Raw genomic sequence first — 20,877 nt, forward strand, 5'->3', positions numbered from 1 at the left:
TCCCGGCGCTCGTAAAGTTATATCGAAAGTTCAAGATTGTTGTTCAAGGCCAGACAAGCGGATCCGTTGCCCATGACGCATGCACACGAGATGCCCATCGAAGAGCGCCTGCGCCATTGCGGCCTGCGTCCGACGCGCCAGCGCGTGGCACTCGGGGACCTGCTCTTCGCCAAGGGCGACCGCCATCTGACGGTGGAGGAACTGCACGAGGAAGCCGTCGCCGCCGGCGTCCCGGTCTCGCTGGCGACCGTCTACAACACGCTGCACCAGTTCACCGAGGCCGGCCTCATCCGGGTCCTGGCGGTGGAGAGCTCGAAGACCTATTTCGACACCAATGTGTCTGACCACCACCATTTCTTCGTCGAGGGCGAGAACCACGTGCTCGACATTCCCGTGAGCAACATCGCCATCGGCAACCTGCCGGAGCCGCCCGAGGGCATGGAGATCGCTCACGTTGATGTGATCATCCGCCTGCGCCCGAAGAAGGGTTGATCGCGGGATCGCTTTTCACATCACGTCGTCCGGATGCCGTCCCGGCCGCGGCTTGTAGACCGGAAAGCACCAGCCGAATCGCAACGCCCCGCCGCGCACGATGAAGGCTGCGCCGATGCCGATGGCGGAGGCGAGCCAGAGCGGCGCGTCCGCCACGCTGGCCGCGGTGAAGCCGGCCGCGCCGATGAGCGCCGCGGTGATGTAGATTTCCGGCCGCAGCAGCACGGAGGGCTCTCCCGCCAGGAGATCGCGCAGGATGCCGCCGAAGCTTGCGGTGAGGACGCCGGTCGTGATCGCCACCGTCGGCGAGCCGGTGGCGGCAAGCCCCTTTGCCGCGCCCATCACGCAATAGGCCGAGACGCCCATCGCATCGAGCCAGAGCAGCAGGCGATAGCGTGACTCGATCCGGTGGGCGAGCACGAAGACGACGAGCGCAACCGCGACGCAGACGATGAGATAGGTCGGGTTCACCACCCAGAAGACGGGCGTCGCGCCAAGGATGACGTCGCGGAACGTGCCGCCGCCGATGCCCGTCGCGGCGGCAAGGAAGAGGAAACCGATGATGTCGAGCTGCTTGCGCGAGGCCGAGAGCGCGCCGGTGGCGGCAAAGACGGCGACGCCCGTATAGTCGAGCAGTTCCAGGATCGACACGCATTCCTCCTTCGCCGCCCAAGCCTCGCGACAGCTTTCCCGCGCTAGAGTGCGCGCCCGTACGCCCGGGCAGAATCAGGCAAGACGCCGGCCCGTCCGCATATTGACCGAAATGCCCGCCATGGAAAGGTTTGAGAGATGGCCACCCGCATCAGAACCCTCGCACTCGCCGCCGCCGCGCTCGTTTCGACCGCCCTGCCGGTCCGCGCGGCGGAGATCGTGCCGGATGCGCGTGCGGCAGTTGAGGCCGAGGTCGCCAAGCGCTGCAAGGCGCCGACCTATGGCGAGGATTTTGCCGACAATGTCGATTTCAACAATGACGGCATCGTCGACGCGATCTTCAATCTCGGCGCCGTCAATTGCGACGGCACGCCGGGCGGCCTGTGCGGCAATGTCGGCTGCCCGCATGAATTCTACATCCAGGTCGTCGAGGGCGGGTATTTCCTGGCCGCCAATGCCGATCTCTACGGCTACGAGATGAAGAAGCGCTACGGCAACATGGTGCTGGAACTGAAGGCCAATGCCGCAAGCTGCGGGCGTGACGATCCGGACTATTGCATCATGACCATTCGCGTGCGCGGCGCCCAGTTCGATACGATCTCGAAGAAATAGATCCTATTGCGGAAAGAGCGCGTGGGTGCGGCCGGCGACATAGTAGAGCAGCAGCCCCGTCCATTCCCTGAGCGCCGTCGTCGTCAGCTGGCTGTTGGTCGAGGGCTGGGTGAAATCGAGCGCGAGGCCGGCGCGGCCCGTCGTGCGGAAATCCGTCGGCCAGGGCAGGACGTCGAGGCCGAGCTTGCGGAAGAGGCCGACCGAGCGCGGCATGTGGAAGGCCGAGGTCACCAGCAGGCAGCGCTCCAGGCCGTTTTCGGCAAGAAGCGTCTTGGTGTTTTCGACATTCTCGAAGGTGGTGCGTGATTCCGTCTCGCGGATCAGCCGGTCGGCGGACACGCCGAAGGCCTCGAAGAAGTGCGCCGCGACGGCCGCATCGCCCTCGTAGCTGCCGCTGAACGAGCCGTCGCCGCCCGAGACGAGGATGCGCGCGGCAGGGAACTCCCGCGCCAGCCGCAGCGTCTCGGTGAAGCGGTCGCCTGCCTGGTTCATCTCGAAGCCGCCGCGCGCCGCGATCACCTCCGCCTCCACGCCGCCGCCGAGCATGATGATGCAGCCGGGGCCGCCGGCGGGCAGCTCCGCCCGCGCGATGCGGTCCTCCAGCGCCTGCAGGAGGACGGAGCCCGTCGTGGTGAACAGCGTCACGAAAAGCACGGCGGCGGCAAGCCCGCTCGCCGCCGTCCGCAGGCGGTTCCATTTCAAGAGCCCGGCCAGGAGGCCGAGAACGAGCAGCAGCAGCGCGAGCGACAGGGGCTGGGCGGCCAGCCAGAAGATCTTCGAGGCGTAGTAGGTCACGCGTTACCCGCTGTTCGTGTTCGTTTCCGCGTCGGTCTCAGGCTCGTCCGAAAGCCGGTGCCGCCGCCTTGCCGCGCCGCAGATAGAGGATGCCCGCCGCCAGCGCAACACCTGCCGCGAGAACCGCGATGGCGATCAGCGGGCGATAGGCGATCCAGGCGATGGCGATGACGGCCGGCCCGATCAGCAGGGTCAGGATGAGCGCGATGGCCGTCGTGCCGAAGCGCACGATGGAGCCGACGAAGGGCACGACATCGGCGATGACGCCGAGGATCGACAGGATGAAGGCGAAGCCGACGAAGACGCCGATCAGCCCGCCGACCCGCACGAGCCAGGTGATGATCGTGTTCTCGCTCTGCGCCGCATCGAACATGGCGGCCGCGTCGATGAGGCCGGCATCGCTGAGGAAGAGGTCGCGCCCGTTCGTCGTCTTGTAGGGTGTCAGGCCGCTGCCGCGCTGGGCGCCGACGAAGCTCGCCTCGGCAATGTCGGAGCGCTCGAAACGGATGCGGATGTCGCCGACCTGCGGATCTTCCGGGTTGAAGGAGAAGATCACCTGGCCGGCAATGACCGAGGCCGGTTTGCCGAGCGTCACCATTTCCGCCATGCGATTGGCCTCGATGGCCGTGAGCGGCACCGGCCGTTCGTCGCCGAGGCGCGCGACCGCGCGGCCATCGACGCTGAACGCGCCGATCGTCGCGGACTTCACCGGGAAGCTCGCGTCGTCGATCGGCTTTTGCGGGTTGTCGTGGCCCGGCTGGCGGAAGCTGCCGGAATTGACCTCGTCGCGCTTCCATTGCTTGTTGTAGGAATAGGTGGTGACGGTCTCCTCGCTGCCGCCGAGCTGCTTGCGCGTCTCCGACTTCGCGGTCTCGACCCACTGGTACATCTCGACGATGCGTTCGAGCCCGGCCGCCCCTTCGGCCGAAATGCCGAGCACGTCGTCCTGCGGCACGCCGACCGGCTTCACCGGTCCTGAAATGTGCACCAGCTTGCCGTCGTTTGCCGGATCCACGCTGCCGTTGTCGACGGAAACGACGAGGCCCGCGCCCTCGACGAGCGCCCGGTAGGTCTTCACCGACCGGCCTTCGTTCCAGAACAGCAGCCAGATGCAGGCGATGAGAAGGATGAAGCCGACCACGATCTTGATCAGCGCCCCCTTCAGCCTGGCGAACCAGGACGTGGTCGTCGTTTCCGTAAAGCTCATGATCGTCCCCCGACACGGCGTGCGTCATGCCTGAGACGCGCGGCAGGACATGCTTATTCGCGCTTCCTGAACTGCGCAAGCAGGGACATAATGGCTCGAAAGGCGGGGGCGGGATGCCGGAACATCTCCTCCCCTCTGCCGTTATCGCAGAAACGGAAGGGAGCCTGTCCATGACCGACGATCGCGAAGAGAAAATCCGCAAGCGCGCCCACGAGCTCTGGCAGCAGGAAGGCCGGCCGGACGGCAAGCCGGATGACCACTGGTACCAGGCCGAACGGGAAATCGACCAGGGCGACGGAGAAATCGAGGGTGACGACGAGCCGAACCTCGCCGCGATCCGCGAGGCCGTCCGCGAGCACACGGACGCCTTCCTGGTGAAGACCGACCTGGAGGATGCCGACCAGCGCGAGGCGACGCCCGGCATGCGCGAGCAGCCGTAGGGCCGCCGATAATTAACCCTGCCGCTCCGGCAGGTCTACGAGCAGCCCGTCGAGGGCGTCCGTCACCTTGATCTGGCAGGAGAGGCGCGAGCGCGCCGGGTCGGGGTCGTGGGCAAAGTCGAGCATGTCCTGTTCCAGCGCCGAGATCGGCGGCAGCCGGTCTACCCATTCGGGCGCGACATAGACATGGCAGGTGGAACAGGAACAGGCCCCGCCGCATTCGGCGAGGATGCCGCGCACGTCATCGTCGCGCGCGGCCTCCATCAGCGTCATGCCGGCGGAGGCTTCCACGACATGCCGGCTTCCGTCGTGCTGCACGAAGGTGATCTGAACCATCGTCGTCTTTCCTTGTCGTCTATGGCAGGAGGGCCGTTGCCTCGACCTCGACCAGGAATTCCGGCCGGGTGAAGCCGGAGACGATCATCAGGGTGGAGGCGGGCTTGACCGGAAGGTCGGCGACGAGGCGGTCGCGCACGGCCATGTATTCGGCCATGTGCGCGCGCGCCGTCACGAAAGCGTTGAAGCGCAGGACATGGGAAAAGTCCGCCCCGGCCTCGGCAAGGATCGCGCGGATATTGGCAAAGCACAGTTCCGCCTGCGCGGTGACGCCCTCCGGGACCGTGCCGTTGGCGGCAAGGCCGAGCTGGCCGGAGGTCACGACGAGCCTGCCCGAGGCGATGCCGTGGGAATAACGGCCGAAGGGCGCGGGCAGGGCGGCAGGTTGAAGCGCCTTCATGGTGTTTCGGCCTTCTTGCCGGAAAGCCCGCAGCGATACAGGAAGAGCCGGGTCGCTTCGGCGATGATGCGTTCGGCGTCGAGTGGCTCGTTCTCGGGCTTGTCCATCAGCACGCGGGCCTGCGCCTCGTATTCGGCATAGTGCTGGGTCACGGCCCAGATGTTCATCTGGAAGAGCAGCGGATCGACCGGGGCGATCTTGCCGCTGTCGATCCATTGCCGGATGACGGCGTTCGCCTCCTCGACCGCGGCCTTGAGCGCGGCCCAGTGCGGCGCCATTTCCGGTGCTCCGCGGGCGATCTCGTTCGCGAAGAAACGCGAGAGGTCGGGGAATTCCAGCGTATGGCGCACCTTGCGCTCGATATACTGGGTGATCGCCAGCGCCGGGTCGTCGCGCGAGGCGGAGAGGAAGAAGATATCCTTGTACTCTCCGACGATATCGCTGAGCACCTGCTGGTACAGTTCCTCCTTGGAGGAGATGTAATAGTGCAGCTGGGCCTTGGTGATGCCGGCCGTCTGCGCGATCGCCTGGGTGGAGGTCCCCGACAAACCGTTGCGCGCGAACTCCTGGATGGCGGCGCTGCGGATCGCGGCGTGGATTTCCTTCCGCTTTTTCTGAAGAGTGCTCATGGGCGTTCCATGCGGGTGGCGATACGGTGGAAGCGGGCCGGCGCCGGAGCGCCGGCCTGCGGCTCGGTCTTACTTGGCCGTCAGCTTGGCCTTGATGTCGAGACCCTTGCCCTTGTTGACGAAGCGTGTGTCGGCGACCTTCGAGAGATCGACGGCGCCAGCCTCGATGATCTTGCTTTCGACGGCAAGGTCATGGAAGGCCTCGATGCGCTCGGGGCTCATCGCGCCGATGCCCTTTTCCACCGCCTCGCCGGAATCGATGATCTCAAGCTTGTCGAACTGCGCCATCTCGGCGTCGAGCTTTTCGACCGTCATTTCCGGGTTGGCGGCGATGATCGCCGCATAGGCGGCTGCGCGGTCGCCGTAGAGGTAGTTGTTCCACCCCTCGATCGAGGCGTCGAGGAAGCGCTGCACGAGGTCGGGATTGTTCTCGACCAGCTCGCTGCGCGTCTCGATGATCGAGCCGTAGGTGCTCCAGCCCTGGTCGGCGAGCAGGAAGACGTCGACCTCGGCGCCTTCCTTCGCCGCGTAGAGCGGCTCGGCGGTGCCATAGGCCTGCTGCACCATCGTCTTGTCGCTCAGGAACTGCGCGAGGTTGAAGCCGTAGGGACGCAACTGCTCGTCCTTGAAGCCGAGGCGGGTGACCATCCACTGCCAGAAGCTGAACTGGCCGTCCTTGGAAACGAGGACGGAGGGCGCCTTGGTGAGCGCCGCGAAATCGGCATATTGGCCCTTGTGCGCCATGAAGGCCTGCGGGTCTTTCTGGAAGATCGCCGCGACGACGGTGGTGGGAATGCCGTTGCGCACGTTGTCGAAGGCGAGCAGCAGGTTGCCGCCCATCAGGAAGTCGAGCCGGCCGGCCGGCAGCATCGGCCTTGTGTTGACCTGCGGGCCGCCCATCTTGATCTCGACGTCCAGGCCGTATTTGGCATAGGTGCCGTCCACCACGGCCTGGTAGAAGCCGCCATGGCCGCCCTGCGCCAGCCAGTTGGTGCCGAAGACGACCTTGTCGGCCGCCCAGGAGGAGCCGGCGGCGAGCAGCAGGCCCACGGCGGCGAAAAGACTTGTCATGCGTTTCATGCGCGTTTCCCCTTTGGTTGTCTCAGGTGTCGGTGCGGGCCATGCCGTCGGTCCAGCCCCGGGTCTTGCCGGGGTTCATCAGGCCGTACGGGTCGGCGCGTTTCTTGAATTCGATCTGCGCTCCGTCGATTTCCTTCATGCCGCCGTCCTCGATGGTCACGACATGGGGGTCGAAGATCGTGCAGCCGTCCTTTTCCTCCAGCTCGGCGATGAGCTGGTACATGGCCTCCTCGCCGCGGTAGCGCACCAGCGGCAGGGCGAAGATCTGAATCTCGCCGTGCATGCGCGCCATCTCATGGTGCCAGTAGATCTCCTCGCCGTAACGGGCCATCTGGCGCAGCACGAGGTCGGGATCGAAGGGCCGCGGATAGGCGACCTGCAGGTAGGTCCAGCTCTTGTCCACCTTGAGGGCCTGAAGCGTGGTGTGGTTCCAGCCGCATTCATAGGCCGGCTGCAGGCCGGCGGCGCGGATCTCCGGCTTGCTCATGGCGAAGGAAATGCGCCCGCCATGCGCCTCGGCCTCGGCGGTGAAGCGCGCCATTTCATCCGGCGCAACCATGGCGAAGACGGCGTCGCGGTCGGCCGGAAAGAGATCGCCGAGCTTGTTGTAGAAGGGGGCGAAGCGGCGCTCGACGGTGGTCAGCAGGTAGCAGTCGAGGCCCTTTTCCTGTGCCAGAGAGGCGAAGCGCAGCGCCGCGTCGTAGCCATCGAAGAGGGCTGCGGTGTGGATCCAGTCTGTCGCGCGGGTAAGGCCGACGCCGAGCTCCACCACGATGCCGTTGGTGCCGTAGGCGTGCTGCACCTTCTGCACGTCCTCGCCGAAAAGCTCGATGACCTGCGGCTCCGGCTCGACGGTGACGACCTTGGCATAGGTGAGGTTGCCGGGATCGCGCAGCATGCCGTGGCGCAGCGAGCCGATGCCGCCCGAGCCGCCGGCGACGAAGCCGCCGATGGTCGCCATCTGGCGCGTCGAGGGATACATCATCAGTTCCTGCCCGGTCTCGTGCGCGGCGTCGTCGAGCCGCGAGATGCGGGCGCCCGCCTCCACGCGCACATGGCCGTCGGTGATCTCGATCACCCTGTCGAGGCGGGTGAGGTCCATGACGATGCCGCCGTCCAGCGGCACGCACTGGCCGTAATTGCCGGTGCCGCCGCCGCGCAGCGTGAGGGGAACCTTGTGGCGGGCGACGACGGAGGCGACATGCATAACCTCCTCGACGGTCTGCGGCACGACGACCAGCTCGCCGAGCTTGTCCTTGAGCTGCTCGTTGAGGATCGGGCTATACCAGAAATAGTCGCGCGAGCGTGCGGCGATGTAATTCTCGTCGTCATGGGCACGGATCCCATTCAGCGCCGCCTTGATCGACGTCCAGTCGCGGTGTCCGGTCATGTCTGTTCTCCTTGGTGGTCGGTCAGGATGCGGCCATTGCGCCAGACCGTGCGGTCGGCACGCGGTCGACTCAGGGCATCGATAAGGTCCTCGGCGTCGAGCCGGATGAAATCGGCGGGGCCGCCCTCGGCAAGCGCAAGGCTCCGGCCCATCCAGCGGGCAGGCGTCTCGCTCACCGTGTCCAGCCAGTCCTCGGGCTGGAGGTGGCCGAGCAGGGCCGCGCCGCGAAAAGCGTCGAAGAGATCGTAGTCGCCGAAGGGGAAGAAGGCGTCGCGCACATTGTCGGAGCCGATCATCACCTTCAGGCCCGCGGCGCGCGCCTCGTGCACGGGCGCAAGGCCGCGCAGGCGCGGCGTGCGGCCGGCCTTCGCATCCTGCAGGTAGGCGTTGCAGCCGGGCAGCACCGTCAGCCCGACGCCCGCCGCGCCGGCGCGGGCGAGAACGTCCGCGACCTCGGCGGGATCGCGCACCGAAAGCGCGCAGCCATGCCCGCACAGCACCCGGCCGGCAAGGCCGCGCCGTTCGGTCTCCGCCACGATGGCGTCGATGCCGCGCGCCTCGACCTCCAGCCCTTCGTCCACGTGGAAATCGAGGAGAAGGCCGTGCTTTTCAGCGAGGTCGAAGACCTGCGCAAGCCGGGCGTCGAGATTGTCGTTGCGATAGACGAAGGCCCCGAGCACCCCGCCGGCCGCCTTGACCTCGCGGGCGATGGCCTCGCCAAGCTCGGCGAAGAGGTCGAGCGGGGTCAGCGAGGCAAGCTCCAGGTGGATGCGGCCCTGCCATTCGCCGGAAAGCTCACGAAGCACGGCCCATGCCGGCGGCGGCGTCGCGCCGTACCAGTCGACATGGCTGCGCATCAGCGCCGTGCCGTGGCGATAGGCGCGGTCGAGGGCTCGGCTCGCCCGCTGCCGGAGATCGGCATGATCCCAGAGCGCGGCGTCGGCCTGCATCATCTCGATGGCGTGGAACAGCGAGGTGGCGCGGGCCGGCATGCGGGGCGCAGTGAAGGTCTTGTCGAGATGGGTGTGGATATCGGCCATCAGCGGCAGGACGAGGCCGCCGCCCCAGCCGGCCGAGGGGGCGATGGCCGCGATGCGGCCGCCGCTGACGGCGAGGTCCCAGTGCCCCTCCCGGCCGGCGAGGCTGACGCCCGCAAGGCGCTGGCCGCCGGCGCCGGCATCGGCGGGGCTGGTGTTCTCGATGGTCCGCATGGGATTCACGTCTCGCGCTTGATTTCGCTTTCGTGCCAATGGCCGAGCACGAGGTTCGACAGCCAGGACGTGACGAGGAAGATCCCGACGCCCAGCACCGAGACGAGGAACAGCGCGGCGAACATGCGCGGGATCTCGTTGCGGAAGCTCGATTCGAGGATGCGCGAGGCAAGGCCGGTGTTCTGCCCCGCCGTGCCCGCGACGAACTCGGCGACGACGGCGCCGATCAGCGACAGGCCGCCGGCGATCTTCAGCGCCGCCATGAAATAGGGCAGCGCCGAGGGGATCAGGAGGTGGCGCAGACGCTGCCAGGGCGTCGCCTGGTAGAGCCGGAACAGGTCGCGCAGGTTATGGTCGGCGCTGCGCAGGCCGATCGCCGTGTTCGACAGGATCGGGAAGAAGGCGACGATCCAGGCGCAGATGAGCAGCGCGAAGAAAGTGTTGCTGACATAGATGAGGATCAGCGGTGCAATGGCGATGATCGGCGTCACCTGCAATATGACGGCGAAGGGGAAGAGGCACATCTCCACCGTGCGCGACAGGGCGAAGAGCATGCCGAGCAACACGCCGCCGACGATGGCGAGGCTGAGCGAGAGCAGCGTCAGCTTGACCGTGAACGCCGCGCTCTGCATCAGCGACGACCAGTCCTGCACCAGCGTTTTCGCGATCAGGCTCGGCGCGGGGATCAGGTAATGCGGCACCTCGTTGTACCGGACGAGGAATTCCCACAGGCCCAGCACCGCAAGGATCGAGACGACGGGCATGATGACGCGCAGGCGGCGTTCCCGCTGCTCCAGGAGGATGCGCGGATCGACGATTTCGCCTTCGGCAACGGCCGGATCAATGGTTGAGATCGACATGGTCCATGGTCCCTTCGAGCGCGTTGCTGACCAGACGGCAATTCTCGGTATATTCGGGTGTCATGCGGTAGGCGCTCGTGCGCGTATCGGCGCCGGGCAGCGCGATGTCGTGCACCACGCGGCCGGGGCGCGCGGCCATGACCACGACGCGGCTGGAGAGATAGACGGACTCGAAGACCGAATGGGTCACGAAGATCACCGTCAGCCCGTGCGAGCGCCAGAGGCCCAGCACCTCGTCGTTGAGCTTGGAGCGCGTCATCTCGTCGAGCGCCGCGAAGGGCTCGTCCATCAAAAGCAGCTTCGGCTTCGTCACCATGGCGCGGGCGATGGAGACGCGCATCTTCATGCCGCCCGAGAGCTCGCGCGGATAGGAACGGGCGAAATTGGCGAGGCCCACCATGGAAAGGGCCTCTTCCACGCGGGCCTTCGCCTCGCCCTTGCCGAGCCCCTGCAATTTCAGCGGAAGGAAGACGTTGTCGAAGACGCTCGCCCAGGGCATCAGCGTTGCCTCCTGGAAGACATAGCCGATATCGCTGCCATGGGGGCTTTCGCCGGCCGGATGGCCGTTGACGGTGATCGAGCCCGACGAGAAGGACAGGAGGCCCGAGATCATCTTCAGCGCCGTGCTCTTGCCGCAGCCGGAGGGGCCGAGGAAGGAGACGAACTCGCCGTTGCGGATCTGTAGCGACATGCCGCGCAGCGCCACGGTGCCGTTGGCGAAGCGCTTGGAGACGTCCTTCATGTCGATGAGGACGGGGGCGTCGGTCAGGCCGGCGGCGTTGGAGAGGGGGCTTGCCGCGTTCATCCTACCACTCCGGTTTTCTGTCCAGCCAGTCGGCCGGCAGGCTGTCGATGTCCGCCATCGCCTCGACGAGGCGCGCGACGGCGTGGTCGAGAGTCGCCTCGCCCTTTGCGGTGGTGGCGAGATGCGCCTCGCCGCAGGCCCCTGCAGTGCTGAAATCCTGCGTCTTCCAGCCGGGCTTCGCGCCGCGGCCGAGGCCGAGATGGCGGAAATTCTCGAAGAGGTCCTGGCCGCGCGAGCGGAAGTCGCGGGCGGCTGCCATGGTCACGTTGCCGGGGTCGAGCGCCAGCATGACCGAGGTCTCCATGTCGCCGGCATGGATGCCGTGGGTGCGCTCGACATCGGAATAGATGCCCTCGGGCATGCCGAAGCCGAACCAGTTGACGGAGAAGGCCAGCATGTCGTGCGCGATGCGCAGCTGGCGGGTCACGATGTCCATGACCGGGATGTTGCCGCCATGGCCGTTGAGGAGGACGAACTTGCGCACGCCCGAGCGCGCCACGCTGGCGCCGATCTCGGTCAGCACGCGGATCAGCGTTTCGGCCGAAAGGGTGAGCGTGCCGGGATAGTCGATGTGCTCGTCGCTCTTGCAGACGGCCTGGGTGGGCAGGAACAGCACCGGGCTGTCCTCCGGCAGGGCTTTTGCGAGGCGGCGTGCCACCCCGTCGACGGTACAGCTGTCGACGGACATGGGCAGGTGCGGCCCGTGCTGCTCGATGGCGCCGATGGGCAGGACGGCGATGAGGCGCCCACGGTCGAGCGCGGCGAAATCGCGGCTGGAATAGTCGGCCCAGAAGCGTTTCATCGAAAAGCCTCCATGCCGTCAGGGATGCCCGTTGGTGACAGAAACGCCATCTTGCTCCTCCTCTTCCTCCGGGTTTAGATAAACAAACTCATAGCAAATGGTCAAACTATTTGGTATGTTCTTTTCGAGAGTTGCGGTAAACTTTTGATTTTAATCATGTTTATTCGCTACGCCGACGCTGCCGGGAGGGCGGCCTGAACAGGTCTTGGAGGAGCTCATGAAACGACCGCGCCTGCTGATCGCCCGGCCGCTGCCGGCCCGCGTGCATGAGCGGGCAGGCGTGCTCTTCGACCTGACGATCCGCAAGGATGCCGGCCCGACCCAGGGTGCGGACCTTTCCGCCGCGCTTGCGGAATATGATGCGATTCTGCCGTCGCTGGGCGATGCGTTCTCGCGGGAGGTCTTTGCGGCTACTGCCGAACCGCGCTGCCGCATCCTTGCCAATTTCGGGGCCGGAGTGAGCCATATCGACCTTGCGGCTGCCGCGTGCGCCGGCATCGCCGTCACCAATACGCCAGGCGCCGTCACGGGGCCGACCGCCGATCTCGCCATGCTGCTGCTGCTCATGAGCGCCCGCCGCGCGGGCGAGGGCGAGCGGCTGGTGCGCTCGGGGGATTGGCAGGGCTGGCATCCCGTGCAGCTTCTCGGCCACGACGTGTCCGGCAGCACGATCGGCATCGTCGGCATGGGCCGCATCGGGCAGGAGGTGGCCCGCCGGTCTGCTGCCGGCTTCGGCATGCGCGTGCTGTTCCACAATCGCTCGCCGAAGACGGTGCCGGGCGTGGAGGTGACGCAGGTGCCGCTCGGCGAATTGTTGAAACGCGCGGATTTCGTGGTGCTGACGGTGCCGGGCGGCAGCGAAACGCGCCATCTGATCGACGAGCGCGCCTTCGCGCTGATGCGGCCTGAAACGCATCTCATCAATGTCTCGCGCGGCGAGGTGGTGGACGAGGCCGCGCTGGTCCGGGCGCTCGGCGACCGGCGGATCGCCGGGGCGGCGCTCGATGTCTATGAATTCGAACCCGCCGTGCCGGCGGCGCTGCGTGAGCGCGACGACGTCGTGCTGCTGCCGCATCTCGGCTCGGCGACGCGCGCGGCCCGCGAGGCGATGGGCATGACGGCGCTCGACAATCTGGAGGCCTTTTTCCGCGGTGAGGTGCCGCAGGACAGGGTCGCCTAGAGCAATTCCAGCAAAAGTGCGAAGCGGTTTTGCGCAAACGTTCCAACGGGAGGGAGAAGGCATGAACCATGTTGCGATCCTGGGAGCCGGGCAGGCCGGCTCGTCGCTGGCGGCCAAGCTGCGGAGCCTCGGCTTTGGCGGTCGGATCACGCTCATCGGCGAGGAGAACACGCTCCCCTACCAGCGCCCGCCGCTTTCCAAGAAATACCTGATGAAGGAAATGACGCTGGAGCAGTTGCACCTGCGGCCCGAACGTTTCTATGCCGACAACGACATTGCCCTGCATCTCGGCCGGAAGGTCGATGCCATCGACCGCGCCGCACGGCAGATCCGCTGCGGCGAGGACGTGCTTTCCTACGACCAGCTGGCGCTGACGATGGGCGCGACGCCGCGCCCGCTGCCGGCGGCGCTCGGCGGTGGCCTGCCCGGCGTCTATGTCGTGCGCAACCTTGCCGATGTCGACCGCATGGCCCCGGAATTCCGCGAGGGACGGCGGGTGCTGGTCGTCGGCGGCGGCTATATCGGGCTGGAGGCGGCGGCGGTCGCGGCCAAGCTCGGCCTCAAGGTGACGCTGATCGAGGCCGCCGAGCGGATCCTCCAGCGCGTCGCCGCGCCGGAGACCTCGGATTATTTCCGCAACCTCCATGCCGGCAACGGCGTCGAAATCCTCGAAGGGGCGGGCCTTGCCGGGCTGGAGCGCGAGGGGGCGATCTCGGTGGCGCTGTCGGACGGATCGCGCCGGGAGGTGGATTTCGTCATCGTCGGCATCGGCGTGACGGCCAATGACGGGCTGGCAGCGGCGGCGGACCTTGCCTGCGACGGGGGTATCCTCGTCGATGCGCGGGGAAGGACCAGCGATCCGGCGATATGGGCGGCCGGCGATTGCGCGCGCCTGCCGTACCGCGGCCAGATGATCCGGCTCGAAAGCGTGCAGAATGCCATCGACCAGGCAGAGGCCGTCGCCGCCAACATGCTGGGCGCGGAGGCGGACTACGTGCCGAAGCCGTGGTTCTGGTCCGACCAGTACGATGTCAAGCTGCAGATCGCGGGGCTGAACAGTGAGTTCGACCGGGTCGTTGTCCGTCCGGGAGCCAGCGAGAAGACACGTTCCCACTGGTATTTCCGGGAAGGTGCGCTGCTTGCCGTCGATGCCATGAGCGAGCCGCGCAGCTATATGGTCGGCAAGCGCCTGATCGAGGCTGGCCGCTCGCCGCTGCCCGAGCAGGTGGCGGATGCCGGCTTCGACCTGAAATGCCTGATCTGACGGCGGGTGCAGGGGTGCGCCATCGATCCGGGGCGCACTTCACCGGCAGGCTCCGGCCCTAAGGGCGTGGCCTGCCAGGGGTGGTGCCGGGCATCGCTGGGTCAGGTCCCCGACTATTCGGCTGGTTGCATCGATCCGCCTTATCCCGCCGTGGACGCGGCGAGTTTTCCGATGAAGTCCTGCATGATCGGGTTGCGGTTCACGGTATAGACGTAGCGCATCAGATGGCGCGAGCGATCGAGGGCATAGTGCATGTCGTCGGTCAGCACCGGGGTGGGCATGAGGACGCTTGGAGCCCAGGCGGGATCGAGCGCCCAGGCGGTCGCGCCCATATCCCAGATTTCCTTGGCCCATCCGACATGATCGTCGCTGTAGCTCTTGAAGCGCATGGCGAGGAAGCGGCCGATCTCCCCTTGCGGTTCGACATAGCGCTCGATTTCCGGCACGGTGCTGTGCAGGATCGACGTCACGCCCTCGCAGGGGACGAGGACGAGCGGCACGCCGGAATCGAACAGGACCTGCACGCCGCCGACATCCTGCTCGAGATTGAACTCGGCCTGGTGCTGCCAGTCGATGGCATGGCCGCCCAGCCAGACGACGACGATCCGGTCGATGATGTCGGGTGCAGCAAGCAGGGCGGACGCGACATTGCTGATCGCGCCGATCGCCACGACGTGCAGCGGATCGTCGGGCGACGAGCGTCTTGCGCGGGCGATCAGGTCGTCGACGGCGGGCGCGTCCACGGGTTTCTTCTGCGGGCCGACATAACGGGTGACGCCGCGATGCACGAGGCCCTCATGGGGAATGGAGAGGCGCTCGAGCAGCGCCAGGATCTCCTGGTAGCTGAGCTCCATGCCATGGCCCGGATCGCCCGTCGTCTCGTTGATGAAGGGGGCGGCATAGATCGCCTCCACGGTGACGCTCTCGGGCGACAGCAGCGCATGGACGATGGCGAACTGGTCGTCGATCTCGTTGAAGGTGTCCGTATCGATGACGATGCGGCGCTTGCCGGCCGTCGGTGCAAGCATAGCCAGTCGATGGCTTTCGGACAGGGGCATCGGGATTTCCTTTGTGTTACTGCGCGCTGTGCAGGCGTCCGGCGACGCCGCGCAGGATGCGATCGAGATTGATGGCAAGGAGGCAGAAGACGAGGCCGGCGGTGATGCCGAGGCCCGCATCGGCCTTGCCGAGCGCGATGTAGATCTGCTGGCCGAGCTCGGACGTGCCGACGGTGGCGGCGATCGGCAGCATGGTGATGGCCGCCATCACCACCTGGTTGAGGCCGAGAAGCAGGGCCGGGCGGGCCGTCGGCACCTGAACCAGAAGCGTGCTCTGGACAGGGGTGCAGCCCAGTTGCCGGGCCGTCTCCAGCAGCGTCGGCGGCACATTGCGCAAGCCCGTTTCGGTATAGCGGATCGCCGGCACGACGGCATAGAGCGCGATGGCGATCAGCCCGGCGAACTCGCCGACCTTGAAGAACATCAGGGCGGGAATGAGGAAGACAAATTGCGGCATGGTCTGCAGGGCGTCGTTGATCGGCCGCAGCACGGCCGAGAAGCGATCGCTGCGCGCGGCAAGCACCCCGAAGAACCCGCCGAGCAGCGCGCAGAGCGCCACGGCGACGATCACCAGATAGAGCGACTTCACGAAGGGGATCCACAGGCCCGTCATCAGAACGAAGGCAAGGCTGAGGCCGGTGAAGAGCGCAAGCCGTGGCCCGGCTGCCCGCCATGCCGCCCAGACGGCAAGCGCGAGCGCCGCAGGCCAGGGAAAGGCGACGAACCCGGTATGAAGGAGCGCGGCGAGGCAGAGGATTGCCGCGGCGCCCGACGGCCGGCCCTTCGCCATCTGCCGGAGCGCGAGAAGCAGGGCCAATGCGGCATAGACGGCGGTAACGGCCGGCGTCATGGAGAACCCCCAGGTCATCGGCAGCACCGCCCCGGCAAGGCCGACGCGCAGCGGCAGCACGAGATAGAAGAGAACCGCATTCTTGATCGCATCCAGCAGGTCGCTGTAGCGCGCCACGAAACCGAGCAGCGCCCTGTTGAGCATGCCGAGATCGACGATGCCGCGTGTCTCGTTCCAGCCCTGCAGGAGGTCGGGAGCGGCAAGGCGCGCGGCGAGCCCGAGCGAGATCACGGCCGCCGCCGCAAGGAGGATCGGTCGCCAGCGGGGCCTGTTTTTTCCCGTGCCGACCGCGGAGCGGGGCCGGAAGAGGCCGGCGGTGATGCGGTCGATCACGACGGAGACGAGCACAATGACGAGCCCGGCCAGCAGGCTCTTGCCGAGATCCGCCTGGCGCAGGCCGCTGAGGACCGCCCAGCCGATATCGTCGACGCCGCCGACGATCGAGGCGGTGATGACCATGCTGAGAGCGGCCATCGTCGTCTGGTTGAGGCCGAGCGCCAGCATCGGGCGGGCAGAGGGAAGCTCGACCCAGACCAGCCGTTGCCAGGTCGAGCATCCGCTCATTTCGGCAACCTCGATGCGTTCGCGCGGGACCTCGACGAGGCCGCTGAGCGTGCAGCGCGCCATGGGCGGTATCGCGTAGATCGCGGTGGCCACGAGCCCGGCGATCGGACCGAAGCCGAAAAGCAGGAGGAGCGGCAGCAGATAGGCGAAGGCCGGAAAAGTCTGCATGAAATCGAAGACCAGCTCCAGCCCGCGGCGCAGGCGCGGCAGGAAAAACGCGCCGAGCCCGAGCAGGAAACCAAGCAGGGCCGAAGGCGGAACGGACAGGAGGACCAGCGAGAGGGTCACCATGCTCTGCCGCCAGAAGCCGGCGAGCACGATATAGGCGCCCGCGGCAAGGACGAGAGCGGCGAGCCTGGCGCCGCCCGCCTTGAAACCGACAAGCGCGACCGCAAGGACAACCGCTGGCCAGGGCAGGAACTGCAGTGTGACGATGAGCGCGTCCAGGAGTGTGCCAAAAACCTTGCTGGCAAGACCCGTTACGGGCTGCAAAGCCGGCACGAGCCAGCCAAGGACCGTGTTGATCGCCGCCGGCACCGGGATGACCCAGCCGGCGGGAAAGGCGGCGATGGCGGGCACGACCCTGGCGGCGGCAAGGCACGCCAGCATGAGGGCGGGCATCGCCACCATTCCCAGGATGGCGGACGCCGAGAAGGACAGGCTTGCAGGCTTCATGCTGGCATCGCCCGCTGGGTGCCGAAAAGGCCGGATATGTTCGCCGCGGCGATCTCGCCGACAAGCGTTCCGGCGGCGTCGCAGATGCCGACGGCGGCCGCGCCGCCAAGAAGGACAGGCAGGATGTCTTCCAGGACGTCTTCGGTGGAAAACCGCGGCAGGGCCGGCCTCCCGTCCGTTGCCGGACGCATCACGTCCGCCGCGCGGATCACCCGCAGCAGCGGCACGTCACGCAGGAATTCGGCGATATAGTCGTTGGCCGGAGCCAGGGCGATCTCGGCGGGCGTGCCGATCTGCACGATCGCGCCGTCGCGCATGATGGCAATGCGGTCGGCCAGTCGAAAAGCCTCCTGCACGTCATGGGTCACGAAGACGATGGTCTTGCGCAGCATTTTTTGCAGGCGGATGAATTCGTCCTGCATCTGCCGCCGGATCAGCGGGTCCAGAGCGGAGAACGGCTCGTCGAGGAACCAGATCTCCGGCTCTGCGGCAAGCGAGCGGGCAATGCCGACGCGCTGCTGCTGGCCGCCGGAGAGCTGGGCGGGGAACTGGTCCTCGCGCCCCCGGAGGCCGACGAGCCCGGTCATGTCGCGCGCCCGCGCCTCGCGGGTGGGCCGGTCGATGCCCTGCACGCGCAACGGAAAGGCGACGTTGTCGAGGACGGTCAGGTGCGGCAGCAGGCCGAAATTCTGGAAGACCATGCCCATCGCCTTGCGGCGCAGCTCGGTCATGCGCCGGCGGTCCGCTGCCAGCAGGTCCTCGCCGTCCAGGGTGACGCTGCCGCCGGAGGGATCGATGAGCCGGGTAAGGCACCGCAGCAAGGTGGACTTGCCCGAGCCGGAAAGCCCCATCAGCACGAAGATTTCCGCCTCGTGGATGTCGAAGCTCGCGCCGGCAACGGCGGCGAGCGGCTTTCGCCCGTCCCTTTCGCGCTGAAGGGCCGCCCTGTCGCCCGTGCGGGCGATCTGTGCCGCCTCCCGCGGCGGCACGCCGTAGATTTTCCAGAGATCCCGGCAGGCGAGTTTGATGCGCCTCTCGCCCGGATGCAGGGACAGGGATGTCATGGCCGTTCTCCGCGGATGCTGGCGCTTACTTCTTGGCTTCGTCGATCCAGGGCGACCAGCGGGCGGAATTGGCTTCGACCCAGGCACCGACGACCGCGCCGATCTCCTTCTTGTTCTGGTCGATCTCCAACATCATCTGCTGCTGGTCTTCCGCGCCGAGCTGATACTGTTTCATGAAGGCATGGGCGGCTGGCCATTTCTCGCCGAAGCCGGCGCGCACCACCTTGATGACGGGCGAGGGAAGGATGCAGCGCGCGCCGTCATTGGGATCGCAGGGCGGCATGTCGAGCCAGTTCAGCTTGACCTGCGTCAGCAGCCAGTGCGGTGCCCAGAACCGCATCAGCAGCGGCTTGTCGGCTGCGGCCGCCGCCTGCAACTCGGCGACGAGCGCGCCTTCCGAGCCGGCGGGCACGGCGGTCAGCGGCAGCTTGAAATCCTCGATTTCGTTTGCCGACGCCGTGCCCCAGTCGGCCGGATAGTCGACGAGGCGCCCGTTCGGCAGCGTCTCGGCGGTGGCGAGCCCCGCCGCGCAGGACGGCTCCAGCAGGGCCTTCCAGTCCGGCAAGCCGGGGCAGATCGCAAGCGTCGCATCCGTATAGGCCCAGCCGTCGCGGGCATTGAGGCCGAGGTCACCGATGGGCTCGACCTGCTTGGCCTCCAGCATTTTCGGATAGATGTCGCCGAGATTGTTGGTCCACAGCTCGGGTGTCATGTCGATCGAACCGTCCTGCATGCCGATCCATTGCGGAAAGCTGCCGGCGGTGACGTATTGCACCTTGTAGCCGAGCTTCTCCAGCAGCTGGCCGGCGACATGCGCGGTGATGTTCTGGCCCGTCCATTCGTTGAGCGCGATGCGGATCGGGGCCTCGGCATCGCCGAGCGGGGCAGCCGTGCTGGCCGCAGGACCCAGGACAAGAGATGCAAAACCCGCGGCCGCCGCCAGCAGGATGGATCGAGCTTCGAGCACGTCATTTCTCCCTTTGATGTCTCACTCCGGGGCGGACCATATTTCAAACCGTCCAGCCGGTCTATAAAAAAATCCGTCCAGCCGGTCGGAATTTTTCCCTTATGGGCTTTTCCTGCCCGGGCTTTTTGTTATGTCTCGTGTAGAGGGTGCGGATGATGGAGCGTGAGCAGGCGATGAAGGACGGAAAACCGGCACGAAAGACCCGCAAGACCGGGGACGAGATCAGGGCCGCGATCGTCAACGCCGCGACCCGCATCGTGATGGAACGGGGCGTCACCCGCATGACGCTGGCCGACGTCGCCACCGCGGCGGGGATCAGCAAGGGCGGCCTGCTGCATTATTTTTCTTCGAAGGATGCGCTGATCCGCGCCATGATCACCGCCGGCCTCGATTCCTTCGAGGAGAAGACCATGGCGATGGTGGCGGCCGATCCCGCGCCGGGCTCCTATCTGCGGGCCTATATCACGACGAGCTTTCCCGCCGAGGGCGCCGACGATATCGCTGCCGCCATGATCGCCGGGATCGCGACCGATCGCGACCTTCTGGCCGACTATGCCGTGGAGAACACGAAGTGGGCCGACCGCCTGAAGGATGATGGCCTCGACTACTTTTATGCCGAAGTGATCCGCCTCGCCGTGGACGGCCTCTATTTCAACGAGGCCATCGGCCTGCCCCAGTTCGCGCCGGAAGACCGGAAGACGTTCCTGCGCCGGCTCATGGACATGACCCGCCACGGTACCGGTTCTGCGGAATAAGCGTTCGCCCGCGCTTCAAGCAGGTAGGCGTCGCTCAAAATGATATAAAAAAATACCGGTGGTGTTTGGTGGAGCTAAGCGGGATCGAACCGCTGACCTCTTGCATGCCATGCAAGCGCTCTCCCAGCTGAGCTATAGCCCCATAACGGGTCCGGCGAAGCCGGTTTCCGGGAACCGAAGCGGCGTTGCCGTTCGGTGTGGCGGCTTATTACTTCCGGTCTCCGGAGATGGCAAGCCGAAAAATGAAATCCGGCCGATTTTTTTGAAACCGGCCGGAAAATCAAAATCTTAAGCTTCGTCTTCGTCGCCGGTCACGCCGATGAGACCGGTCATGTCCTCATCGTCGTCGTCTTCGTCCTGCTCGAGGAACGTGTCGTCCTCGTCGCCGTCGATCTCAACGTCGTCGTCGCCGAGATCCGGCAGGTCGTCGCCGCCTGCTGCATCCTCGTCGGCGTCCTCGAGCGAAACGAGCTCGACTTCCGTGTTCTCCGTATCGACTTCGTTGACGTCCTCGTCCTCATCCTTTTCGAGGACAGCCGCCGCCGACGTTTCCTCGAAGAAGGAGAGCGGATAGGACTTGCCCGTGTAGGGGGAAACGATCGGGTCGCGGTTCAGGTCGTAGAATTTCCTGCCGGTTTCCGGATCGATGCGTTTGGTTCCGAGTTCCGCTTTTGCCACAGTCAAAGCCTTCTCTGTGCCGTATGTTTCCGGCGGGGCCGGGGGAGGCCGGCGCGTTGAACGGTAAAATGATTAGCCGGTCCCCATAATCGTCTTGGGCAATCCTGTCAAA

The 20,877-nt window shown here is 66.3% G+C and carries 23 protein-coding genes and 1 tRNA gene; 6 read left to right on the plus strand and 18 right to left on the minus strand.

What is annotated here, in order from left to right:
* Positions 1 to 72: 72 nt before the first annotated feature.
* Positions 73 to 492 carry an iron response transcriptional regulator IrrA gene (irrA, locus tag AABF56_RS22335; protein WP_244767464.1) on the plus strand — a complete coding sequence of 140 codons (420 nt, stop codon included), beginning with the start codon at positions 73 to 75 and terminating at the stop codon, positions 490 to 492.
* Between the two features lie 15 nt (positions 493 to 507).
* On the opposite strand, the gene AABF56_RS22340 is transcribed toward irrA, so the two are convergent.
* Positions 508 to 1,143 carry a trimeric intracellular cation channel family protein gene (locus AABF56_RS22340; RefSeq protein WP_272804367.1) on the minus strand — a complete coding sequence of 212 codons (636 nt, stop codon included), beginning with the start codon at positions 1,141 to 1,143 and terminating at the stop codon, positions 508 to 510.
* A 138-nt stretch (positions 1,144 to 1,281) separates the two neighbouring features.
* On the opposite strand from AABF56_RS22340, the gene AABF56_RS22345 reads away from it, so the two are divergent.
* A complete protein-coding gene (locus AABF56_RS22345) occupies positions 1,282 to 1,755 on the plus strand; it encodes a hypothetical protein (protein WP_272804368.1) in 474 nt (157 codons plus the stop codon).
* Between the two features lie 3 nt (positions 1,756 to 1,758).
* On the opposite strand, the gene AABF56_RS22350 is transcribed toward AABF56_RS22345, so the two are convergent.
* Both AABF56_RS22350 and AABF56_RS22355 read right to left on the minus strand, forming a co-directional pair.
* Positions 1,759 to 2,550, minus strand: coding sequence for a YdcF family protein (locus tag AABF56_RS22350; RefSeq protein ID WP_272804369.1), 792 nt, complete (start codon positions 2,548 to 2,550; stop codon positions 1,759 to 1,761).
* A 37-nt stretch (positions 2,551 to 2,587) separates the two neighbouring features.
* The gene (locus tag AABF56_RS22355) at positions 2,588 to 3,757 is read right to left on the minus strand and encodes a TMEM43 family protein (RefSeq protein WP_272804370.1); all 1,170 of its coding nucleotides are present in this window, start codon (positions 3,755 to 3,757) and stop codon (positions 2,588 to 2,590) included.
* Positions 3,758 to 3,783: 26 nt separating this feature from the next.
* On the opposite strand from AABF56_RS22355, the gene AABF56_RS22360 reads away from it, so the two are divergent.
* On the plus strand, positions 3,784 to 4,197 hold the full coding sequence (locus AABF56_RS22360; protein WP_398430170.1) for a DUF2934 domain-containing protein: 414 nt from the start codon (positions 3,784 to 3,786) through the stop codon (positions 4,195 to 4,197).
* Between the two features lie 12 nt (positions 4,198 to 4,209).
* Here AABF56_RS22360 and AABF56_RS22365 read toward each other — a convergent pair whose 3' ends face one another.
* The 9 genes from AABF56_RS22365 to AABF56_RS22405 form a co-directional block, all read right to left on the minus strand.
* Positions 4,210 to 4,533, minus strand: a complete 324-nt coding sequence (locus AABF56_RS22365; protein ID WP_244767470.1) for a 2Fe-2S iron-sulfur cluster-binding protein — start codon at positions 4,531 to 4,533, stop codon at positions 4,210 to 4,212.
* 19 nt (positions 4,534 to 4,552) lie between these two features.
* Positions 4,553 to 4,933: a RidA family protein gene (locus tag AABF56_RS22370; protein ID WP_272804371.1), complete on the minus strand. Its 381-nt coding sequence runs from the start codon at positions 4,931 to 4,933 to the stop codon at positions 4,553 to 4,555.
* Positions 4,930 to 5,562: a TetR family transcriptional regulator C-terminal domain-containing protein gene (locus AABF56_RS22375; protein WP_272804372.1), complete on the minus strand. Its 633-nt coding sequence runs from the start codon at positions 5,560 to 5,562 to the stop codon at positions 4,930 to 4,932. The genes AABF56_RS22370 and AABF56_RS22375 overlap by 4 nt, the downstream gene beginning before the upstream one ends.
* Before the next feature lie 69 nt (positions 5,563 to 5,631).
* Entirely contained in the window at positions 5,632 to 6,642 is a 1,011-nt protein-coding gene (locus AABF56_RS22380) for an ABC transporter substrate-binding protein (protein WP_272804373.1), read from the minus strand.
* Positions 6,643 to 6,664: 22 nt separating this feature from the next.
* Complete coding sequence (locus AABF56_RS22385) at positions 6,665 to 8,032, minus strand: FAD-binding oxidoreductase (RefSeq protein ID WP_272804374.1); 1,368 nt, start codon at positions 8,030 to 8,032, stop codon at positions 6,665 to 6,667.
* The gene (locus AABF56_RS22390; protein ID WP_272804375.1) at positions 8,029 to 9,243 is read right to left on the minus strand and encodes an amidohydrolase family protein; all 1,215 of its coding nucleotides are present in this window, start codon (positions 9,241 to 9,243) and stop codon (positions 8,029 to 8,031) included. Before AABF56_RS22390 ends, AABF56_RS22385 begins: the two co-directional genes overlap by 4 nt.
* Before the next feature lie 5 nt (positions 9,244 to 9,248).
* Complete coding sequence (locus AABF56_RS22395) at positions 9,249 to 10,103, minus strand: ABC transporter permease (protein ID WP_272804376.1); 855 nt, start codon at positions 10,101 to 10,103, stop codon at positions 9,249 to 9,251.
* Positions 10,084 to 10,908: an ABC transporter ATP-binding protein gene (locus AABF56_RS22400; RefSeq protein ID WP_244767477.1), complete on the minus strand. Its 825-nt coding sequence runs from the start codon at positions 10,906 to 10,908 to the stop codon at positions 10,084 to 10,086. Before AABF56_RS22400 ends, AABF56_RS22395 begins: the two co-directional genes overlap by 20 nt.
* A 1-nt stretch (position 10,909) precedes the next feature.
* Positions 10,910 to 11,710, minus strand: a complete 801-nt coding sequence (locus tag AABF56_RS22405; RefSeq protein WP_272804377.1) for a creatininase family protein — start codon at positions 11,708 to 11,710, stop codon at positions 10,910 to 10,912.
* A 217-nt stretch (positions 11,711 to 11,927) separates the two neighbouring features.
* Between AABF56_RS22405 and AABF56_RS22410 the strand changes: the two genes are divergently transcribed.
* Together AABF56_RS22410 and AABF56_RS22415 are read left to right on the plus strand one after the other, a co-directional pair.
* Positions 11,928 to 12,890 (plus strand): 2-hydroxyacid dehydrogenase, encoded by a 963-nt coding sequence (locus tag AABF56_RS22410; RefSeq protein ID WP_272804378.1) that lies wholly within the window; start codon positions 11,928 to 11,930, stop codon positions 12,888 to 12,890.
* A 61-nt stretch (positions 12,891 to 12,951) separates the two neighbouring features.
* A complete protein-coding gene (locus AABF56_RS22415; RefSeq protein ID WP_272804379.1) occupies positions 12,952 to 14,154 on the plus strand; it encodes an NAD(P)/FAD-dependent oxidoreductase in 1,203 nt (400 codons plus the stop codon).
* A gap of 140 nt (positions 14,155 to 14,294) precedes the next feature.
* Here AABF56_RS22415 and AABF56_RS22420 read toward each other — a convergent pair whose 3' ends face one another.
* Genes AABF56_RS22420 through AABF56_RS22435 form a run of 4 tightly spaced genes read right to left on the minus strand, consistent with a single transcriptional unit; the run spans position 14,295 to position 19,332 of the window.
* Positions 14,295 to 15,212 carry a nucleoside hydrolase gene (locus AABF56_RS22420; protein WP_272804380.1) on the minus strand — a complete coding sequence of 306 codons (918 nt, stop codon included), beginning with the start codon at positions 15,210 to 15,212 and terminating at the stop codon, positions 14,295 to 14,297.
* 16 nt (positions 15,213 to 15,228) lie between these two features.
* The gene (locus AABF56_RS22425; RefSeq protein ID WP_272804381.1) at positions 15,229 to 17,301 is read right to left on the minus strand and encodes an ABC transporter permease subunit; all 2,073 of its coding nucleotides are present in this window, start codon (positions 17,299 to 17,301) and stop codon (positions 15,229 to 15,231) included.
* Positions 17,298 to 18,365, minus strand: a complete 1,068-nt coding sequence (locus AABF56_RS22430; RefSeq protein ID WP_272804382.1) for a quaternary amine ABC transporter ATP-binding protein — start codon at positions 18,363 to 18,365, stop codon at positions 17,298 to 17,300. The genes AABF56_RS22425 and AABF56_RS22430 overlap by 4 nt, the downstream gene beginning before the upstream one ends.
* A 25-nt stretch (positions 18,366 to 18,390) precedes the next feature.
* Entirely contained in the window at positions 18,391 to 19,332 is a 942-nt protein-coding gene (locus AABF56_RS22435) for an ABC transporter substrate-binding protein (protein ID WP_272804383.1), read from the minus strand.
* Between the two features lie 152 nt (positions 19,333 to 19,484).
* Between AABF56_RS22435 and AABF56_RS22440 the strand changes: the two genes are divergently transcribed.
* A complete protein-coding gene (locus AABF56_RS22440; protein ID WP_244767485.1) occupies positions 19,485 to 20,087 on the plus strand; it encodes a TetR/AcrR family transcriptional regulator in 603 nt (200 codons plus the stop codon).
* A 66-nt stretch (positions 20,088 to 20,153) separates the two neighbouring features.
* On the opposite strand, the gene AABF56_RS22445 is transcribed toward AABF56_RS22440, so the two are convergent.
* Both AABF56_RS22445 and AABF56_RS22450 read right to left on the minus strand, forming a co-directional pair.
* Positions 20,154 to 20,229 (minus strand) — tRNA-Ala (locus AABF56_RS22445).
* Between the two features lie 146 nt (positions 20,230 to 20,375).
* Positions 20,376 to 20,765, minus strand: coding sequence for a TIGR02300 family protein (locus AABF56_RS22450; RefSeq protein ID WP_244767486.1), 390 nt, complete (start codon positions 20,763 to 20,765; stop codon positions 20,376 to 20,378).
* Positions 20,766 to 20,877: the final 112 nt, after the last annotated feature.

This window comes from Shinella sp. WSC3-e, from assembly GCF_945994535.1.
Classification (GTDB): domain Bacteria; phylum Pseudomonadota; class Alphaproteobacteria; order Rhizobiales; family Rhizobiaceae; genus Shinella; species Shinella yambaruensis.

What these genes read in the sequence shown, in the direction of transcription:
- irrA (WP_244767464.1), top strand. Translation starts at nt 73, where the DNA reads ATGACGCATGCACACGAGATGCCCATCGAAGAGCGCCTGCGCCATTGC.
- AABF56_RS22345 (WP_272804368.1), top strand. Translation starts at nt 1,282, where the DNA reads ATGGCCACCCGCATCAGAACCCTCGCACTCGCCGCCGCCGCGCTCGTT.
- AABF56_RS22355 (WP_272804370.1), bottom strand. Translation starts at nt 3,757, where the DNA reads ATGAGCTTTACGGAAACGACGACCACGTCCTGGTTCGCCAGGCTGAAG.
- AABF56_RS22360 (WP_398430170.1), top strand. Translation starts at nt 3,784, where the DNA reads ATGCCTGAGACGCGCGGCAGGACATGCTTATTCGCGCTTCCTGAACTG.
- AABF56_RS22365 (WP_244767470.1), bottom strand. Translation starts at nt 4,533, where the DNA reads ATGGTTCAGATCACCTTCGTGCAGCACGACGGAAGCCGGCATGTCGTG.
- AABF56_RS22370 (WP_272804371.1), bottom strand. Translation starts at nt 4,933, where the DNA reads ATGAAGGCGCTTCAACCTGCCGCCCTGCCCGCGCCCTTCGGCCGTTAT.
- AABF56_RS22375 (WP_272804372.1), bottom strand. Translation starts at nt 5,562, where the DNA reads ATGAGCACTCTTCAGAAAAAGCGGAAGGAAATCCACGCCGCGATCCGC.
- AABF56_RS22380 (WP_272804373.1), bottom strand. Translation starts at nt 6,642, where the DNA reads ATGAAACGCATGACAAGTCTTTTCGCCGCCGTGGGCCTGCTGCTCGCC.
- AABF56_RS22385 (WP_272804374.1), bottom strand. Translation starts at nt 8,032, where the DNA reads ATGACCGGACACCGCGACTGGACGTCGATCAAGGCGGCGCTGAATGGG.
- AABF56_RS22390 (WP_272804375.1), bottom strand. Translation starts at nt 9,243, where the DNA reads ATGCGGACCATCGAGAACACCAGCCCCGCCGATGCCGGCGCCGGCGGC.
- AABF56_RS22395 (WP_272804376.1), bottom strand. Translation starts at nt 10,103, where the DNA reads ATGTCGATCTCAACCATTGATCCGGCCGTTGCCGAAGGCGAAATCGTC.
- AABF56_RS22400 (WP_244767477.1), bottom strand. Translation starts at nt 10,908, where the DNA reads ATGAACGCGGCAAGCCCCCTCTCCAACGCCGCCGGCCTGACCGACGCC.
- AABF56_RS22405 (WP_272804377.1), bottom strand. Translation starts at nt 11,710, where the DNA reads ATGAAACGCTTCTGGGCCGACTATTCCAGCCGCGATTTCGCCGCGCTC.
- AABF56_RS22410 (WP_272804378.1), top strand. Translation starts at nt 11,928, where the DNA reads ATGAAACGACCGCGCCTGCTGATCGCCCGGCCGCTGCCGGCCCGCGTG.
- AABF56_RS22415 (WP_272804379.1), top strand. Translation starts at nt 12,952, where the DNA reads ATGAACCATGTTGCGATCCTGGGAGCCGGGCAGGCCGGCTCGTCGCTG.
- AABF56_RS22420 (WP_272804380.1), bottom strand. Translation starts at nt 15,212, where the DNA reads ATGCCCCTGTCCGAAAGCCATCGACTGGCTATGCTTGCACCGACGGCC.
- AABF56_RS22425 (WP_272804381.1), bottom strand. Translation starts at nt 17,301, where the DNA reads ATGAAGCCTGCAAGCCTGTCCTTCTCGGCGTCCGCCATCCTGGGAATG.
- AABF56_RS22430 (WP_272804382.1), bottom strand. Translation starts at nt 18,365, where the DNA reads ATGACATCCCTGTCCCTGCATCCGGGCGAGAGGCGCATCAAACTCGCC.
- AABF56_RS22440 (WP_244767485.1), top strand. Translation starts at nt 19,485, where the DNA reads ATGATGGAGCGTGAGCAGGCGATGAAGGACGGAAAACCGGCACGAAAG.